The 16731-nt window shown below is 43.3% G+C and carries 12 protein-coding genes; 3 read left to right on the top strand and 9 right to left on the bottom strand.

The genetic code is table 11. From position 1 onward, the window contains the following. Window positions 1-20: 20 nt before the first annotated feature. Entirely contained in the window at window positions 21-785 is a 765-nt protein-coding gene (locus tag B5X60_RS07345; protein ID WP_079701944.1) for a DeoR/GlpR family DNA-binding transcription regulator, read from the bottom strand. Window positions 786-1038: 253 nt separating this feature from the next. Here B5X60_RS07345 and B5X60_RS07340 point away from each other — a divergent pair, with 253 nt between their 5' ends. The 3 genes from B5X60_RS07340 to B5X60_RS07330 are packed head-to-tail and all read left to right on the top strand — an operon-like array spanning window position 1039 to window position 4889. Next, window positions 1039-2640 (top strand): glycerol-3-phosphate dehydrogenase/oxidase, encoded by a 1602-nt coding sequence (locus tag B5X60_RS07340; protein ID WP_079701943.1) that lies wholly within the window; start codon window positions 1039-1041, stop codon window positions 2638-2640. Window positions 2641-2644: 4 nt separating this feature from the next. After that, entirely contained in the window at window positions 2645-4132 is a 1488-nt protein-coding gene (glpK, locus tag B5X60_RS07335) for a glycerol kinase GlpK (protein ID WP_079701942.1), read from the top strand. 25 nt (window positions 4133-4157) lie between these two features. Next, window positions 4158-4889, top strand: coding sequence for an MIP/aquaporin family protein (locus B5X60_RS07330; RefSeq protein ID WP_079701941.1), 732 nt, complete (start codon window positions 4158-4160; stop codon window positions 4887-4889). A gap of 72 nt (window positions 4890-4961) precedes the next feature. Here B5X60_RS07330 and B5X60_RS07325 read toward each other — a convergent pair whose 3' ends face one another. The 8 genes from B5X60_RS07325 to B5X60_RS07290 form a co-directional block, all read right to left on the bottom strand. Next, a complete protein-coding gene (locus tag B5X60_RS07325) occupies window positions 4962-5645 on the bottom strand; it encodes a GDSL-type esterase/lipase family protein (protein WP_079701940.1) in 684 nt (227 codons plus the stop codon). 7 nt (window positions 5646-5652) lie between these two features. After that, window positions 5653-6990 (bottom strand): glycerol-3-phosphate transporter, encoded by a 1338-nt coding sequence (gene glpT / locus B5X60_RS07320; protein WP_079701939.1) that lies wholly within the window; start codon window positions 6988-6990, stop codon window positions 5653-5655. A gap of 1 nt (window position 6991) precedes the next feature. Continuing rightward, window positions 6992-7891, bottom strand: a complete 900-nt coding sequence (locus B5X60_RS07315) for a glycerophosphodiester phosphodiesterase family protein (RefSeq protein ID WP_079701938.1) — start codon at window positions 7889-7891, stop codon at window positions 6992-6994. A 1-nt stretch (window position 7892) separates the two neighbouring features. Next, window positions 7893-9305: a calcineurin-like phosphoesterase C-terminal domain-containing protein gene (locus tag B5X60_RS07310; RefSeq protein ID WP_079701937.1), complete on the bottom strand. Its 1413-nt coding sequence runs from the start codon at window positions 9303-9305 to the stop codon at window positions 7893-7895. 129 nt (window positions 9306-9434) lie between these two features. After that, complete coding sequence (locus B5X60_RS07305; protein ID WP_245803477.1) at window positions 9435-10991, bottom strand: DUF5689 domain-containing protein; 1557 nt, start codon at window positions 10989-10991, stop codon at window positions 9435-9437. A 23-nt stretch (window positions 10992-11014) separates the two neighbouring features. Further along, window positions 11015-12568 carry a SusD/RagB family nutrient-binding outer membrane lipoprotein gene (locus B5X60_RS07300; protein ID WP_079701936.1) on the bottom strand — a complete coding sequence of 518 codons (1554 nt, stop codon included), beginning with the start codon at window positions 12566-12568 and terminating at the stop codon, window positions 11015-11017. An 11-nt stretch (window positions 12569-12579) separates the two neighbouring features. Continuing rightward, window positions 12580-15879: a SusC/RagA family TonB-linked outer membrane protein gene (locus B5X60_RS07295; RefSeq protein WP_245803476.1), complete on the bottom strand. Its 3300-nt coding sequence runs from the start codon at window positions 15877-15879 to the stop codon at window positions 12580-12582. A gap of 254 nt (window positions 15880-16133) precedes the next feature. Beyond that, window positions 16134-16616: a hypothetical protein gene (locus tag B5X60_RS07290; protein ID WP_079701935.1), complete on the bottom strand. Its 483-nt coding sequence runs from the start codon at window positions 16614-16616 to the stop codon at window positions 16134-16136. Between the last annotated feature and the right edge of the window lie 115 nt (window positions 16617-16731).

Below are 16731 nucleotides of genomic sequence, written 5' to 3'. Positions count from 1 at the left end.
TAAGACAATTGAAGGATTGATTAGACGATTGTAACCTTCACACCCATACTTTCCAGTTGTTTCACTGTATGATCAGAAATGCCCTTATCAGTAATTACATGATCGATTTCATCAATATTGCAGATCTTGCCAAAGCCGCGTTTGCCGAATTTCGTCGAATCAGTAAGAACAATAGTCTTTTGGGAAACGCTAATCATCTGGCGATTCAGGTGTGCCTCCATCATATTCGTCGTAGTCAGGCCGAATTCAAGGTCGATTCCATCAACACCAAGAAATAGTTTATTGCAGAAAAAGTCCTTTAGGATATTTTCAGAATAAGGGCCCATTACAGATGTTGAGCTTTTCCTCATCATTCCGCCAAGCTGAATAACCTCGGTGTTTGGATGCCGTGATAATTCCATGGCCACGTTTAATGCCGATGTGATTACGGTAAGGTTCAGGTTTACAGGAAGACAGCGGGCGAAGGCCAGCACAGATGTGCCAGAAGCAATAATGATAGAATCGTTCTCTTTGACCAGGTCCGCAGCTACCTGACCTATACTTGATTTTTCATTAGACTGAAGCTTCTCTTTTTCGTTTACTGAGCGGTCGACTGTATATGGATTGCTCAGGGTTGCTCCTCCGTGAATTTTGAATAGCAGATTCTTATCTTCCAAAAGTTTTAAATCCTTTCGAATCGTTACAGACGAAACCTTTAGTTCAGCGCAGAGGTCTACCACATTTATGTACTGTTCCTTTTGAAGCTTTTTAATAATATACTGGTGTCTTTCGGCTAAACTACTCATGTAATGACGTCTTTTGTGATAATGCAAAATAAGGAAAAATTATTAAAAATTGCTTATAAAACCGCTTGCCGGGCAAGGCTTATTTTTTTTTAAAGAATAAGCAAATGGTTTCGAAATGTTTATTATAATTGCGTATTATTTCGATTTATTATTTTTATGCAACCCGTGGCCGGCGCACAGCATATTTAAAACAATTGATAGTCATAGGATAGCATCAAGCGGGTTGTAGCCATAAAAGACAGATTATATACTAATGAAATATTGTAAACAGGAACGGGGAATTCTTGGATCAACAACTGAATGGGACCTCATCGTGATAGGGGGAGGTGCCACGGGCTTAGGCACGGCCCTGGATTCTGCTTCCCGCGGATTTAAAACACTTTTACTTGAGCAATCAGATTTTGCAAAGGGAACATCCAGCCGAAGCACCAAACTGGTTCATGGAGGGGTGCGGTATCTTGCGCAGGGAGATATTTCGCTGGTATACCAGGCTTTAAGAGAGCGGGGATTGCTCCAGGTAAATGCAGCACACCTGGTCTCAAAAGAAGAATTCATCATCCCTTGTTTTAGCTGGTTCTCAGTAGCGAAATATCTGGCAGGACTTAAGATGTATGACTGGCTGTCCGGAAAATACAGTTTTGGCCGGTCGAAATTTTTATCACGGAAGGAAGTTTGTGCAAAGATACCCGGACTTGATGACAAAGGTCTAATTGGAGGAATAAGTTATTTTGATGGGAAATTCGACGACGCGAGACTAGCCGTAAATATTGCCCAGACGTGTATGGAGCAAGGCGGGACTGTCCTTAATTATGTAAAAGTAACTGGTCTTTTAAAGGACGAAAATGGCAAAATTTCAGGTGTCAGTGCTTTTGATTCCATTACTGAAACAAAGCATAAATTATATGCAAAGGCTGTGGTGAATGCAACAGGGGTTTTTGTTGATGATATTCTTCAAATGAATATCCCTAATGCAGAAAAGCTGGTTCGACCAAGCCAGGGAGTTCACGTAGTTTTAAATAGCTCATTTCTGAACAGTGACTCGGCTTTAATGATTCCTGAAACTTCGGACAAGCGAGTTCTTTTTGCAGTGCCATGGCATTCCCGTTTATTAGTTGGTACTACAGATACACCAATTGAAAGCCACAGTCTGGAACCACGTGCTTTAGACCAGGAAATTGATTTTATTTTGAGCACAGCCTCCCAGTATTTTAAAACGGAAGTGACTAAAAAAGATGTCCTGAGCGTATTCGCTGGCTTGCGACCACTTGCTGCTCCGGGGAAAAATGATACGAACAGTACCAAGGAAATATCGCGCGACCATAAGCTGATCGTTTCTGATTCTGGCCTGGTTACCATTACAGGTGGTAAATGGACTACTTACAGAAAAATGTCCGAAGAAACAGTCAATCAGGTAATCCGTACCGCGAATCTTGAGGACAGGAAATGTGTGACTAAGGAGTTAAGAATTCATTCTTCAGAGGTCAGTTCTTCCAAAAGCCATTTAAAAATTTATGGGACCGACCGGCCGTTTATTGAAGAATTGGTTAACGAGAATCCCGAATGGAATGCTAAATTACATCCGCATTTTCCAAATATAAAAGCAGAGATTGTTTGGGCAGTGAGAAACGAAATGGCCTATACAGTCGAAGATGTTCTTGCACGCAGACTTAGAATATTATTTGTCGATGTAAGGGCAGCTATGGAAATGAGCAGGGACGTAGCAAAATTGATGGCCGCTGAATTGAATAAAGGAGCCGATTGGATTGAAGATCAGGTCCGAGAATTCAAGGCAATAGCAAATCAATATTTATTAGAACCACAAATTGAAACGGAAGAGATCTTATTAACCAAGTAATTTTATGGCAGATTATATTTTAGCGCTAGACCAGGGTACAACAAGTTCAAGGGCAATAGTTTTTGACCGGAAAGGTAATATTAAAGCCATTGCCCAAAAGGAGTTCGAACAAATTTATCCTCAGCCGGGGTGGGTGGAACATGATCCAATGGAAATATGGTCCAGTCAGCTTGCAGTAGCAGCTGAAGCAATTGTAAAAGCTGGAATTGGTGCAAGAGATATTCACGCGATAGGAATTACAAACCAGCGTGAAACAACGGTAGTTTGGGACAAGGAATCAGGCCTGCCTGTTTATAACGCTATTGTGTGGCAGGATCGCCGTACTTCAGACTATTGTGATTCTATTCGTAAAACTCATGGTGAAATGATCCGGAATAAAACCGGTTTGATCATCGACTCTTATTTTTCAGCTACTAAAGTCAGGTGGATTCTTGAGAACGTAGAAGGAGCAAGGCAAAAGGCAGATGAAGGGAAACTTCTTTTCGGGACAATTGACAGCTGGCTGATCTGGAAATTATCAGGCGGCACCACTCACGTTACCGATGTGAGCAATGCTTCCCGAACTATGATCTATGATATCAATACGTTGAAGTGGGACCAGGAATTGCTGGATACATTTGGTATTCCAAACTCCATGGTTCCTGATGTTCGTTCGTCGAGTGAAGTCTATTGTGAGACCGCAGGAAATATCCTTGCAGCGAAAATTCCAATCGCAGGAATTGCCGGAGATCAGCAGGCAGCCCTTTTTGGTCAAATGTGTACAGAAGTAGGAATGGTTAAGAATACCTACGGTACGGGTTGTTTTATGTTGATGAATATTGGTTCGAAGCCGACCATATCAAAAAACAACCTGCTAACTACTATAGCATGGCAGATCAATGGCAAGGTAAGTTACGCTTTGGAGGGTAGTATATTTATTGGAGGAGCTGTAGTACAATGGCTTAGAGATGAGCTGGGGATAATTAAAACTTCCGGAGATGTTGAAGATCTTGCTGCAAAAGTTAAGGACACTGGCGGCGTTTACATGGTTCCGGCTTTCGCGGGATTAGGTGCGCCGCATTGGGATCAGCATGCTCGCGGCACGATCACGGGGATAACAAGAGGCACGAATTCCGGGCACTTTGCCCGGGCTGCACTGGAAAGTATCGCTTACCAGACCAGGGACGTTTTGAAAGCTATGGAAGCCGATGCAGGCACTCCAATAGCTGAACTTAGAGTCGATGGCGGTGCGACTGCCAATAACCTCTTGATGCAATTTCAGGCTGATATTCTAAAAAGCAAAGTTATCCGACCAAAAGTGACCGAGGTAACGGCTTTAGGATCAGCTTATCTGGCCGGTCTTGCAACGGGATTCTGGGGTGGTGTGGATGAAATTGCTGAGCAGTGGCAGGTTGACAGAAATTTTGAGCCAGCTGAACTTGCGAATCACGATGAGTTGATTAACGGCTGGAACCGCGCAATAAAGGCAGCGAAAGCTAATGTAAGTTTGTAGTTTTAATCTTTAACCGTAAAAAAATATGACGCCATTTTTAGCCGAATTTCTCGGTACCGCATTATTGATATTATTGGGCAACGGGGTAGTTGCCAATGTAGTTTTAAATAAGACAAAGGGGAATGGGGGAGGATGGATCGTAATTACAACTGCCTGGGCGCTTGCTGTGTTTGTTGGAGTCGTTGTAGCAGGCCCTTATAGTGGGGCGCACTTGAATCCTGCTGTAACTATCGCTCTTGCGATTGCCGGGAAATTTGAATGGGCGATGGTCCCGTCATATATGCTTGCACAATTGCTGGGAGCTATGACGGGAGCTTTAGTCGTATGGTTAAAATACATCGATCATTTTAAAGTTACTGACGATAAAGGTCTTAAACTTGCTGCATTTAGCACAGGTCCGGCAATCAAAAATACTACTGCAAACCTGTTCAGCGAGATCATCGGATCATTCGTTCTTTTATTTGTGATCTTCTATATCACCAGTGCTGAAATTACCGACACCAAAACTCCAGTCGGCTTAGGGTCAATTGGTGCGATACCCGTAATGTTCCTGGTATGGGCGATTGGTTTATCGCTAGGTGGCACCACCGGGTACGCTATAAATCCTGTTCGTGACCTTGGGCCAAGAATCATGCATGCTATCCTTCCGGTTTGGGATAAAGGCTCAAGCGACTGGTCGTATTCCTGGATACCCGTTTTGGGACCAATAATAGGTGCAAGTCTTGCCGCGGTACTTTATAATGTTTTAAATCAATAAGAAGTTTGAATATTCAGTGAATTTGCAAATGGCTCATGGGGTTAAATTTGCAAATTCCCTGCTTATCCGCTGCTATTTCAAATATTTTCCATCCCGGAGTAATTTCACCCAATTCTTATATCCCGCTGCAGTTAAATGCAGCCCATCATGGGTGAATTCGGAAATTAGTCGTTTGTCCTTGTCCAAAAACGCGGGGTAGAGATCAATCACAAATACTTTTTCATTGTCGGCCAGCTTGCGTATAGCGTCATTCACAAAGAGGATGTGCTGATCTTTCCCATAATGATTCGGAAATTTGTTGAATGTATGATTTACAGGCATCAGCGTATGAATGTAAAGCCTGGTTCGCGGTGATTCGGTTCTAACTCTGCTCACAATGCGCTGCAGATTCCTAACAATTAGTTCATCAGGAATATTTCTCGAAATGTCATTAATTCCTATGAGCAGGAAAATTTTTGAGGGCATTCCTTTGGTCACATCCGATAGCCTTTCGAGTACACCAAAAGTAATATCTGCTGAAATGCCTCGATTTTTCGCCCTTTTTTCTGACAGTAGCTCAGCCCAGTCGGTATTGGCTGTAATGCTGTTGCCCAGGAAAACAAAATCACGCGGGGAGCTCTTGTACGAACGAAACTGGTCAACCTTTATATTGTAAGCTGGCGGACGAAATGTGCTGTCCCAGGCAGCGGTCTGCGCCTCTGCTGGCCTGTTATAAATTGTAAGTAATAGAGCAAAAATGTATACTAACTTTTTCATAGGTATTTTAGAGATTTAAGTTTGCTTTTTCCCTGTTCCAGGTGAATGCGGTAAAAATTATTGACAATACGCAAGCTAAAACGATCACGATAAATCCGCCAGTCCAACTCCATTTATCAACGACAAATCCCATGGCAATATTGGCAAACAAGGCTCCGCCAAGGTATCCGAATAAACCTGTGAGTCCAGCTGCAGTACCTGCGGCCTTTTTAGGTACAAGGTCTAAAGCCTGAACACCGATAAGCATCACCGGTCCATAGATCAAAAAGCCGATAGCAATCAGGGCCGCATTATCAACCCAGATGTTCCCCGGAGGATTTTGCCAGTAGATAATTACAGCTATTAATACCAGTATCATGTAAATGATAGTCGCAGGAGCGCGTCGGCCTTTAAATACCTTATCGCTTATCCAGCCGCAAAGAAGGGTGCCCGGGATGCCGGCATACTCATAGGCGAAGTAGGCCCATCCAGTCTCTTTAACACTAAAGCCCTTGGCTTCTTCAAGATAAGTTGGCGACCAGTCAAGTATGCCATATCTAACCAGGTAAACAAAGGCATTCGCAATGGCGATATACCAAAGCATACGATTATTGAAAACATAATTGAAGAAGATTTCCCTGGCAGACAGCTCCTCTTCGTGTTTTGCTGAATAATTAACCGGGTAGTCGTTCTTATATTCTTCGATGGGAGGAAGGCCCATTGACTGCGGCGTATCGCGGATCATTAAATATGCTATCAGTGCCACAAATAAAGCCACTATTCCCGGGAAATATAGTTTGCTTTCCCAATCTGAAAAAATAGCGATCGCTAAAATCGCAACAGGACCGATCAATCCTCCGCCGACATTATGCGCCACATTCCAGATCGACATTTTGGTTCCGCGTTCTTTTGTTGAGAACCAGTGCACCATCACTCTACCACTCGCGGGCCAGCCCATGCCCTGAAACCAGCCGTTTATAAATAGCAGAATAAACATCAGGGCGATAGATGATGTAGCAAAAGGTACTAATCCCATGAAAATCATCGTGAATGCTGATAAGACCAAACCTATCGTCAGAAAATTCCGGGCGTTACTGCGGTCTGATAAATTGCCCATTAAAAATTTGCTCAGTCCATAGGCTATAGAAACACCTGAAAGAGCAATTCCCAGCTGCGATTTGGTATATCCCTGATCTATCAGATCCGGCATTACCAGGGAGAAGTTTTTTCTGACAAGGTAGTATCCGGCGTAACCGATAAAAATTCCCAGGAATACCTGCAGCCTGAGTTTTTTATATTCCGGATCCTGACGATCGACAGGAAGTAGTTCTTTGTGAGGTGCTGGCTTGAAAATGTTGAACTTCATCTTACTTGGTTAAGAGATTTGGATAGTCTGAAATAATTCCGTCAACACCCAGGCTTTTTATCCTGGATATTTCGTCTGCTGTGTTTACAGTCCAGGGAATTACTTTCATGTTTTGCTGATGCGCCTGGCTAACAAATTCCTGGTTTACCATTCTCGCTATAGGACTGATGATGAATGGCTTGAATCCAAGAATGGCAATGTTTTCATTCAAAGTCTTATCGTTGTCAACCAGCAAAGAGGTCTTAATATGCGGGTATTTACGATTGATCACCTGCAAGGTTCTAACATCAAAGGATTGTATAACGGAGTATGGAGTAATTTTTTTCTGGTCGAGAACCTTTACAAGCAAGTCGACAAATTTTTCCGGAGCAGGATGAAGCTTATCATCTCCCGCAGGCTTACTCTTTGTTTCAATGTTATAAAATACCTGCTGTTTACCTTTTGATTTAATATAGTTCTGAACTGAATCGATTACGTCAGCCAGCAAAGGGATATAGGTCTTGATTTTTTTCTGCTGAGGAAATCCTGTATTACCTTTAGAACCTGCATCAAATTTTTTTATCTCAGCATAGGTCATTGTATACAGTGGATATTTCTTATTGTCCGTTTTTGCGATTTCCCTTCCCTCCGGATCCAGGGTGAAGAGTGGATTTATAAAATCATCATGTGACAACATTACCTTTTGGTCAGCACTGATGTGCGTATCCATTTCCAGTGTAGTGACACCAAGATCGATGGCATTTTTCATAGCTGGTATCGTATTTTCTGGCATGAGCCCCCGTCCTCCGCGATGGGCCTCGGTAGAAAATGAAGGAAATGCTACGGGCGTACTTGTTGGGCGTGTTTTGCAGCCCGCAGAAGCCAGAGTAAAAAAAGCAAGGGGTATGATGATATTTCTCATGTTAACTGTCAAATTTTATTGTCTTTTCGTATTTCTCGCCAAATCGATCTGTTGCAACCACTCTCACATGCTGAACTTCAGGGCCAAAATGTGCGGCAAACATATGCTCGTTCAGTCGCGGTTCAGGGAATCCTCTTCCAGCAGGCAGGTTTGGTCCTTTGTAAAGTTTTACGGCAAGCGGATCATAAGCCTTTTCATTTGGAAGCGCGCCCATTGCTTTTTTGTCGAGATAATACTCGACTTTCCACGCCGGATCCCAGTTCCATACATTGGCGATAAGTCGTTTTTGATTGGTTAATGTGTCAACTGTGAGGCTTATCTGATGGTCTTTCGGGAGGCCGGTTGGTTTATAGTACCACTTTAACTTTGTTCCATCCACTTCATATATCCCATATCCCCTTGGCGTTCCATCTTCGCATATAGGACCTGTCCACCAGGCTCCGCAAACGGTTCCATGATTATGTTCGTAAAGTCCATTTTTGACCACATTAACGTTGTAATGAGTGTGTCCTGACATGATATGGACGTTTTTGAAACCTGTTAGTATTGCATAGAGATCTTGCTTATTTTTAACGGCATTATGAACCGGGATATGGACGCATACGATCAGGAGGTGATCTTTAGGTACATGTTTTAGGTCATTTTTGAGCCAGTCGAGCTGATGCTGCGAGATAAACCCATCGTAAAGCCGGTCTTTGCCAAGATACCTAACATCGTCCATCACAACATAATGAGCCTTTCCACGATTAAAAGAGTAATAGGTAGGTCCGTAAAAATCCTGGAAAGTGCTGTCTGATGTTTCGTCACCGCCTTTGTTGTAATCCATGTCGTGATTACCGAGAGCCTGGAAGAATGGTATCCCCATGCGACCTACGGCCTTATTGTAATCATTGAAGAAACTAAGGTTATCCCAGGCAAGATCACCTACACCAATGCCATGGATCAGCGTACCGTATGGCAGCGTGCTGACATATTGCTGTACATCTGGAACCGAGGTTGCCATCATTTGCGCAACATCATTCGCATTTCTTACCTGAGGATCGGCCCATATGATGAACTGATGTTTAGAGTCTTTTTTTGAAAGCTTTCTAAGATTAAAGTCATACTCGCTTCTTACACCAATCCGGTGGTAGGACCGCGCAATATTATCTACTGTATTGAACTCATAACCAGAAGGAATGCTGATGTGTACAAACTTCGCATCAGCATGATTGTCAAATGCGTAATGGCCCTGTTTATCGGTGAGAACTACACTGTAGCCATCAGAAACTACAACATTTGGTACGCCGCGATTGCCATCCAGCACTTTTCCGTTTATCCGCTGAGCTTTTTTAAAAAACGGGTATGCGTCTACGCTTAAACCCAGGCTCCCGGTAAGTAATCCGAGGCGGGAAACGAACGATCTTCTATCCATAGATGTTTCAAAATATAACAAAGGATACCCAGAGAGTATCCTTGAGTACGAATCAACTCCGTACAACACAAAAAAAAGTACAATAGAACGGAAGCTCCGGGAAGCTTCCGTGTTTTTGGTTAGCAGTTATTATTTAATTTCAGTTGTTACGTTGGGTACGTTCTCAATTTCGGCGATCGTCGAGGTTGCAGTCATTAGAATTCCTGTTTGTGATCTGACCTTAGTCCACTTGCCGAGATTGGTATCAAATGCGCCACCGAAAGCCTGAAAAAATCCTGCGTCACCTGGTGTCAGGTAAGGGAACGCATTTAAGTTTGTACCGGCGCGGTAAAATTCCTGAGGAGCTCCCGTGCTAGGATCAGACTGGTCATACAGGTCGCTCGTGGTAATACGATATCCTGCTGCCGGCGGACCTGCACTATAGATCGTACCGCCTGTTCCAATAAAGATAACATCAACCGGCACGGTGTTTATATTGACAACAATACCCTTGAATATAGCAACCCCTGACGCGTTTCCGCTGTTAGCAAGCAAGTTCCCCGTTTTAGTTCCGCCGGCTGCTGTGGCACCGTTAAGGATATCACTGTCCAATCCATTGTAATCATATGACCTGATCCATTTTGCGGAAGCTATAGATGTTGAACCCGATCCGTTTATCGTTTTCTGTGTTCCGCCAACATAAAAGTATTCGCCTTTCACTACAGTCCCTGAAGTCATGTTGATCTTGTAGGTTCTCGCACCGCCAGTACCCCAGCCATAAGGCGGAGTTCCAGGGCTACCTGCGTTGTTCGTTGTTACGACTGAGTAGTTTTCCGTAGCAAAATTAATATTACGTGTAGCTCTGAACTGTATGTATTCGTAGTTTACATCAGAACCTTTAGGGTCAGCACAAATTCCGGTTATCACGAAAGGTGGAACTTCGGGGGCTGTAAGAACTTTCGCGTCAGCAGTAGTTCTCATCCTTAAGTGTGGTATCAATTTACCATCAGTATTTGCTGTCAATACGATCACGCCAGTGTAGTTGGCATAAACGTTTGGTTTATCGTTCGCGAATGTCGCACCTGCATCCGTTCTGAGGATGAGGTCACCAAAGGAATCATTTATAAGCTTATCTCCTGAATATGTTCCGGTGGGAGCCAGGGGAGGATTAAATGTCACCTTCGCTATAGTCACCTGAGAGCTTTCGTAACGCGCTGGATCTGCCAGAATTTGAGCTGTTGTTGCTTTATTCGTCGGGATGGTATTTCCGGATGACACCTTCGTAATATCCGATTCGGCAACACCTGTTACCTGAAGCATCCCATTTTTACGCGTCAGCGTTTTGCCTTCTATTTTTACCCGAACAAGATCCCCAAGTTTGTAGTTAGCTGCGGCCGGGCCGGCAGAGATTGCAATACTTCTAATGGAGTCAGCCGAAGAAATGTTGCGGGCATTTTGAACCATAAGGTAGCCGCTAAGCATGTTCTTCGAAGTATGATCAGAAACAACCACTCCCTCAATTGAATTTGCTCCGCCCATATTTTCGCTGGTAAGTACCACGTCCGCATTTTTATAGATTTTGAGCAGATCGAAAGCAAAAACGTATGGGCTGGGAATCCCGCCTTTATAAGTGGTTTCATCATCACATCCCGACCATGTTGCAGCCATTGTGAGGACAATTAAACAGTTATATAATATCTTCTTCATGTTTATAAGTTTATCCGTTAAAACTATGGTTTTTGCCACCATACCTGAGTGCTGATCAGATCCGGCCCTTGTATTGCTATTGTAGCATTATAATTATCCCGATTTGCAGTTTGAACGATCACCGGGTAATATAAACGTGCTGGCATAACGCCGCCATTGGCAAAGCTTGTCCCTGATACATTGACCGGCAGTATCGGGTGTCCGGTTCGGCGGTATTCAAACCATTGCTGTGAGTCAACAAGAAATAAGGCGTAATATTTTTGCAGTAGAAGTGCTTCCATTTTGTCCTTCATCGGCTGTGCATCTTCCCATTGGATGTCTGCTGCAGTCATGTAGCTGTTTAAGCTACTCGTCGGATAGGTAGGTATCCAGTATTGGATCATATCTAAAACGCCCTTATTATAGTATGTTGCAACTGAACCTGTGATCCAGCCCTTTAAAACTGCTTCTGCCAGAATAAAATCAACCTCTGCAACGTTCATAAAGATGCCTGTGTAAGGGTCAACCTGCAGACTGTAACCTGCTGATGCAGTACCGCTGCCCGGAACATTATCGAAAGAATAGAACTCTGATTGGGCACTGCTAATGCTGCCGGGACTGAACCCGCTCGGTACACCAATTAAGTTCCCATTAACCGGCCTGATACCCCAACGATTAACGTTATTTCTTCCATATGTAGCACTGTTCAGCACCGGGTGTCCCCAGTCGCGAAGATTATCGATAAAGAATTTTGAGATAGCACTCCTGAAATCAAGACCACGAATTGTTGTATAAGGAGATGAATATAATGCAGTACTCGTAGATGAGGTTGTCCACAATAGTTTAGCTGTATCGTTATTAGTAGTCATGATTGGGTACTTACCAGGATTACCAACGATTTCTTTGAATTTGGCTATAGTTGTAGCTGACACTTCCGATTTTCCCGAAATACGCAGCAATAAGCGGAGATAAAGTGAATTGCCAAATTTGCGCCATTTTGAAATATCTCCCGAGAAAACAGGGTCACTTGCTGCTGGAATAGCAACTCCGGATGTCAACAGGGTGTTTGCTTCTTCCAGATTTTTGAAAAGGTCAAGATAAATATCTTTCTGCCTGTCGAACTTAGGCTCTACTATCCCTAATTTTCCTTTGTTAGCCTCCGTATAGGGAATATCGCCGTATGTATCTGTCAAAATGGAGAATGCGTAGGCTTCGAGGATCCGTGCGATCCCCATAAACGAGGAATTCTGGTTATCCTTTTCACTTGCCAGGGTATAAATGTCGCGGACGTTTGTCAGCTCGGTGAATAATCCGTTCCATGTATAATCAGCCCAGTTTCGGCGGAAATCGTAACGATTTACAGTACCTTCAGCATCGCTGATTGATACGGAAACCTGCATCAGCTCGTTGTTAAAAGTCCTGCCTCTAAGCATATTTACTGACAGTAAATTAACCAGTGCTGGCGCCAAAAGCTGAGCAGGAGTGGTTGATTTATTCCCGATAGGATCGGTGTTAACTTCTGTGAAATCCTTGCATGATGGCAGCATGAAGCCGACGATTAATGCAGTACAGACAATTTTTATCTTAATATTCTTCATTTTCTTTTTGATTATATGCCCACAACTAAACGGAATCCATAACTGCGGGTTGATGGAAGCTGTCCAACTTCAAAACCAGTCACGATATCATTACCTGACAGGGAACCGAACTCAGGATCAAAAACAGGCCATGGTGACCAGATATACAAATTACGACCGAAACCGCCTATCGTTACTTTGTTTAAACCGAGCTTTTTGGTAAATGTTGCCGGAAGAGAATAGGTGATATTAGCTTCACGAAACTTTATGAAGTCTGTGCTGAACATAGCACCTTCAGCGTTATCATAATAAACGGTTCTATAATAAATTGGTATGTTCGTGGCAATAACATCGTTGGGAACAAAAGTGCCAGCTGATGTCATTTTAACTCCATTACCAATGATACCGTTATATCTTCCAGGAAGAGTAAGTACTGACTTTCCATTTTCAGCAATCCTTGCCAATGAGAAGGCATTGCCTACGGCACCAAACTGAGCGTCGAAGAGGGCAGAAAAACTAACTTTTTTGTAACTGAGGGTGGTTCCTAAACTGCTTTTAAATTTAGGGAGTGAATTACCAAGGTAAACAGGGTTAGCGTCTACTAAAGGCATTCCGTCCTTGTACACAATTTGTCCGTCCGGTGAACGCACAAACCCAAGTCCGTACATGTCTCCCATGCTGCCCCCAATGTTCGCTACTACCTGTGCATTACCGATTGGACTGTTACGAAGTACCACCGAACTATCCAGCAACTCTTTTATTTCATTCCGGTTAGCAGAGAATGTCGCGGTCATATTCCACTTAAATGATTTTGTTTGAATTGGTGTTCCATTTAAGCCAACTTCTATTCCTTTGTTGTCGATTCTACCAGCGTTAATTACCGCGCTTGCGTAACCAGATGAACGGTCGACCACACGACTAAGAATTTGATTTTTTGTATTACCCATGTACAACGCTACGTCAAGGTTCAAACGATTTCTGAACATTCGAACATCCGTTCCCACCTCGAAAGTTGTTGTCATTAATGGTTTAAGGTCTAAAGCAGGAAGTAATGTGGGGTTAGTCGTCGATCCATTTGGGTATAATCCGTTATTCGCTGGCAAGTAATTATATGCCGTGCGATAAGGTACTGTACTACCACTACCAACCTGTGAATATGAGGCTCTGAATTTAAGCATATCGAATACTTTAGGCATATCCCAAAGGTCAGATGGGACAAAGGCCATGTTTACAGATGGATAGAAGAATCCAACGTTGCTCGAACGCAATGGTGACGCGAGTACACTGCTCCAATCCTGACGCCCGGTAACATCCAAGAACAAGTAATCCTTATAGGAAGCAGAAATCAGTCCGTATGCACTCACAAATTGGTAACGCGCGGTATCAGGAACCGATATGATCGGGTTTATGTTATTCGAAAGATCAAAAACGGCAGGAACTCTCAATCCGTCTGCCCTGCTTTCGCCTTTGCGATATTCATTGTTTAGCGTACTTCCTCCGCCAGTTACACTAAGAGTTATATCCTTGTTAATCTGACGATCGTACTTAACCATGACGTCAGTATTCTGCTCATAGGTCGTAGCACGTTGGATACGATATGAACCCTGAGCAAATTTAGTTCCGGCCGCGTCATAAGGACGTAGTTGTTCGGTTACGTTCTTATTTAAATCGAGCGAGGTACGTACTTGTGCGACCAGCCCTTTTGCAATTTGGTATGAGGCCTGAACACTTCCGAGAATACCATTACGGCGTTGAGTATTTATATATTCGTTCGAAATCGCCCATGGTGATTCAAGGGTCGTTGTGGTGATGTTTGTGAACTGGCGATTCTCCAGTCCTCTAACCCAGTAATCCCGATAATAATTGGGATCTACGTTTGGCTGTGAAAAGTATACCCAGTACATGTACGATTGGTTACCAAAGCCGGTAGTTGGCAGGTTGTCGCTGTTTTTATTGTTATAAGTCGCTTTAGCATTCAGGGAAAGCTTCTTAGTGATTTTTGAATTCGCCGACAACGCTACAGATGTTCTGTCGAAACCGGTATTCGGTGCAATCCACTTGTTTTCACCATGATTAACCGCCAAACGAAGAGCAGTATTCTTTACGTTTCCATCGAGACTAAGAGAGTTGTTGATATCGCTGCCGGTTCTGAAGAATGCGTCAATCGGATTCTCTTTTGCAACCCAGGGTGTGCGGGTTGTTCCTGTATTTTGAAGTGCCGGATCCCATTGGAAGTAGGATTGACCGTCAAACTTTGGACCCCATGCAGAGCTTGTAGCATTCGTGTTCGGACCGTCTGCAGAAGCATTTCGGGAATAGTAAGCCGCTCCTCCAAGTCCCTGTCCGTATTCTCTCTGAAGTTCCGGCTGTCTGTTGATATCTTCAAAGGTCGTGTTTGATGTAAAGTTGATGCCTACCACTTTCCTTTTTGCATTTCCAGATTTGGTTGTGATCAAAATCGCACCATTTGCACCACGTTGTCCATAAAGTGCAGATGCACCAGGACCTTTCAGCACGGTTACACTTTCAATATCTTCAGGGTTGAGATCATTAATTGCGCTTCCATAATCCACAGGCATATTATCACCCGAAGTGCCATAAACACCTCCGGAAGGAGATCCACGACGGGAGCTGCTAGCGCTGGCTACCACTCCGTCGATAACTATAAGGGCTTCGTTGTCACCTGTAAGATTGTTTTCTCCACGGAGAATGATTTTGTTAGAACCACCCGGACCGCTGTTACGAACAAGATTTAAACCAGCAACTTTCCCTGATAAGGCATCAGTCCAGTTGTTTGAAACGGCATTTGTAAGAGCGGTACTATCGATCACGGAAGTTGCAAAACCCAGTGATTTCTGCTCACGTTTTATACCCAAAGCGGTAACAACTACTTCACTCATAGTATTAGAAGAAGCTGTCAGACGTATAGTAAGTCCTGTCTGATCAGCTGAATAGGTCGCTGTAGAAACCCCGTAACCCAAATAATTAAAACGGACCTCAGTACCCTTTGGGATGCGGATCGAAAAAGCACCGTTCACATCAGTTATGCCGAGCACCTTGCGCTGTGCGTCGGCAATGGATACTCCTGGCAATGGCAAGGCATCACCGCCATCAACTACAGTCCCTTTCACCGTAATAAGATCCTGTGCGAAGGATGTGTAGACCATAGGCGGTGCCATATGTACAGCAACCAGTAACAACACCTTAACATACATCAGCCTGCCTTGCGGTCTTTTTAGCAGGTTTAGTACGGATGTCTCAAGCCTGTTGCTTACCTGCAACACATTTTGAGACAGCACCTTACCCAAGTGTTCAGTAAATGTTTTGTTCATAATTTAATCATTTTAGGAGTAGAGGTTTTGTATTTCGTTTTATTTCATGTTGGTTCGAAAACTTACTGAAAATCTTTTTAAATGTTTCGAATTTAATCAATTAATAATAAAACGAAACTATAAACAAAAACTTACAAAAGGAAAAAAACTTTTAATTTTAATACTGGCGTAACATTAGATACGAGAATTACTTAAAAAGCTAGTTTCAAGCAAGTTTTATTAATAAATTGTTAACAAAAATTAAATATTAGTTTTTATTTCGATTGATCGGCGAACGTAACATTTTTGCCAGTTATCAATCCCGTAAGATTAAACTTGAACTCTTCGCACGGGAGTTCGGAATTTATTGCACACCAGTTTATAATTGCTCCAAGACAAATGGAAGACTGGTTCAAGACAAGTCCAAGACAAATTCGATCCACCGCCAGGTGGTTGACGGGATTGCCTCGAGGCTTCTCCGGCATTTGTTTCGGTGTTCTTCGGGGAATTATGTGCATTTGTAGCACCACGCTTCGGGAGTTGTTCGGGAAAACACCCCATTTGTTCGGGAACTCTTCGGGAAACGTTCGGGAAAAGGACGTTTTCTTCGGGATTCCTTCGGGAGCTGCAGAAGGGTTTCGCAATCTTTGCCGAAGCGCAGCGAGTAAACAAGAAGTGATGAGTCGAATCTGTCTCCTCTTTTTCTCCCCTTCTTCTGCTCTTTGTCTGCCATCATTCTGGATCAAATCTTCAGGCATCCTTCTTTGATCAGAGATTAATATCCGTCGCACCGGCAATTCACGGTAATTGGCGGCAATTGGCGGCAAAAAATTGTATCTGTTTTAAACATTAGCCATCTTCAATTTAAATAAA

It is taken from the genome of Daejeonella lutea (assembly GCF_900168015.1).
In the GTDB taxonomy this organism is placed as follows: Bacteria; Bacteroidota; Bacteroidia; order Sphingobacteriales; family Sphingobacteriaceae; genus Daejeonella; species Daejeonella lutea.
This window is presented reverse-complemented; position numbering and strand designations above follow the sequence as displayed.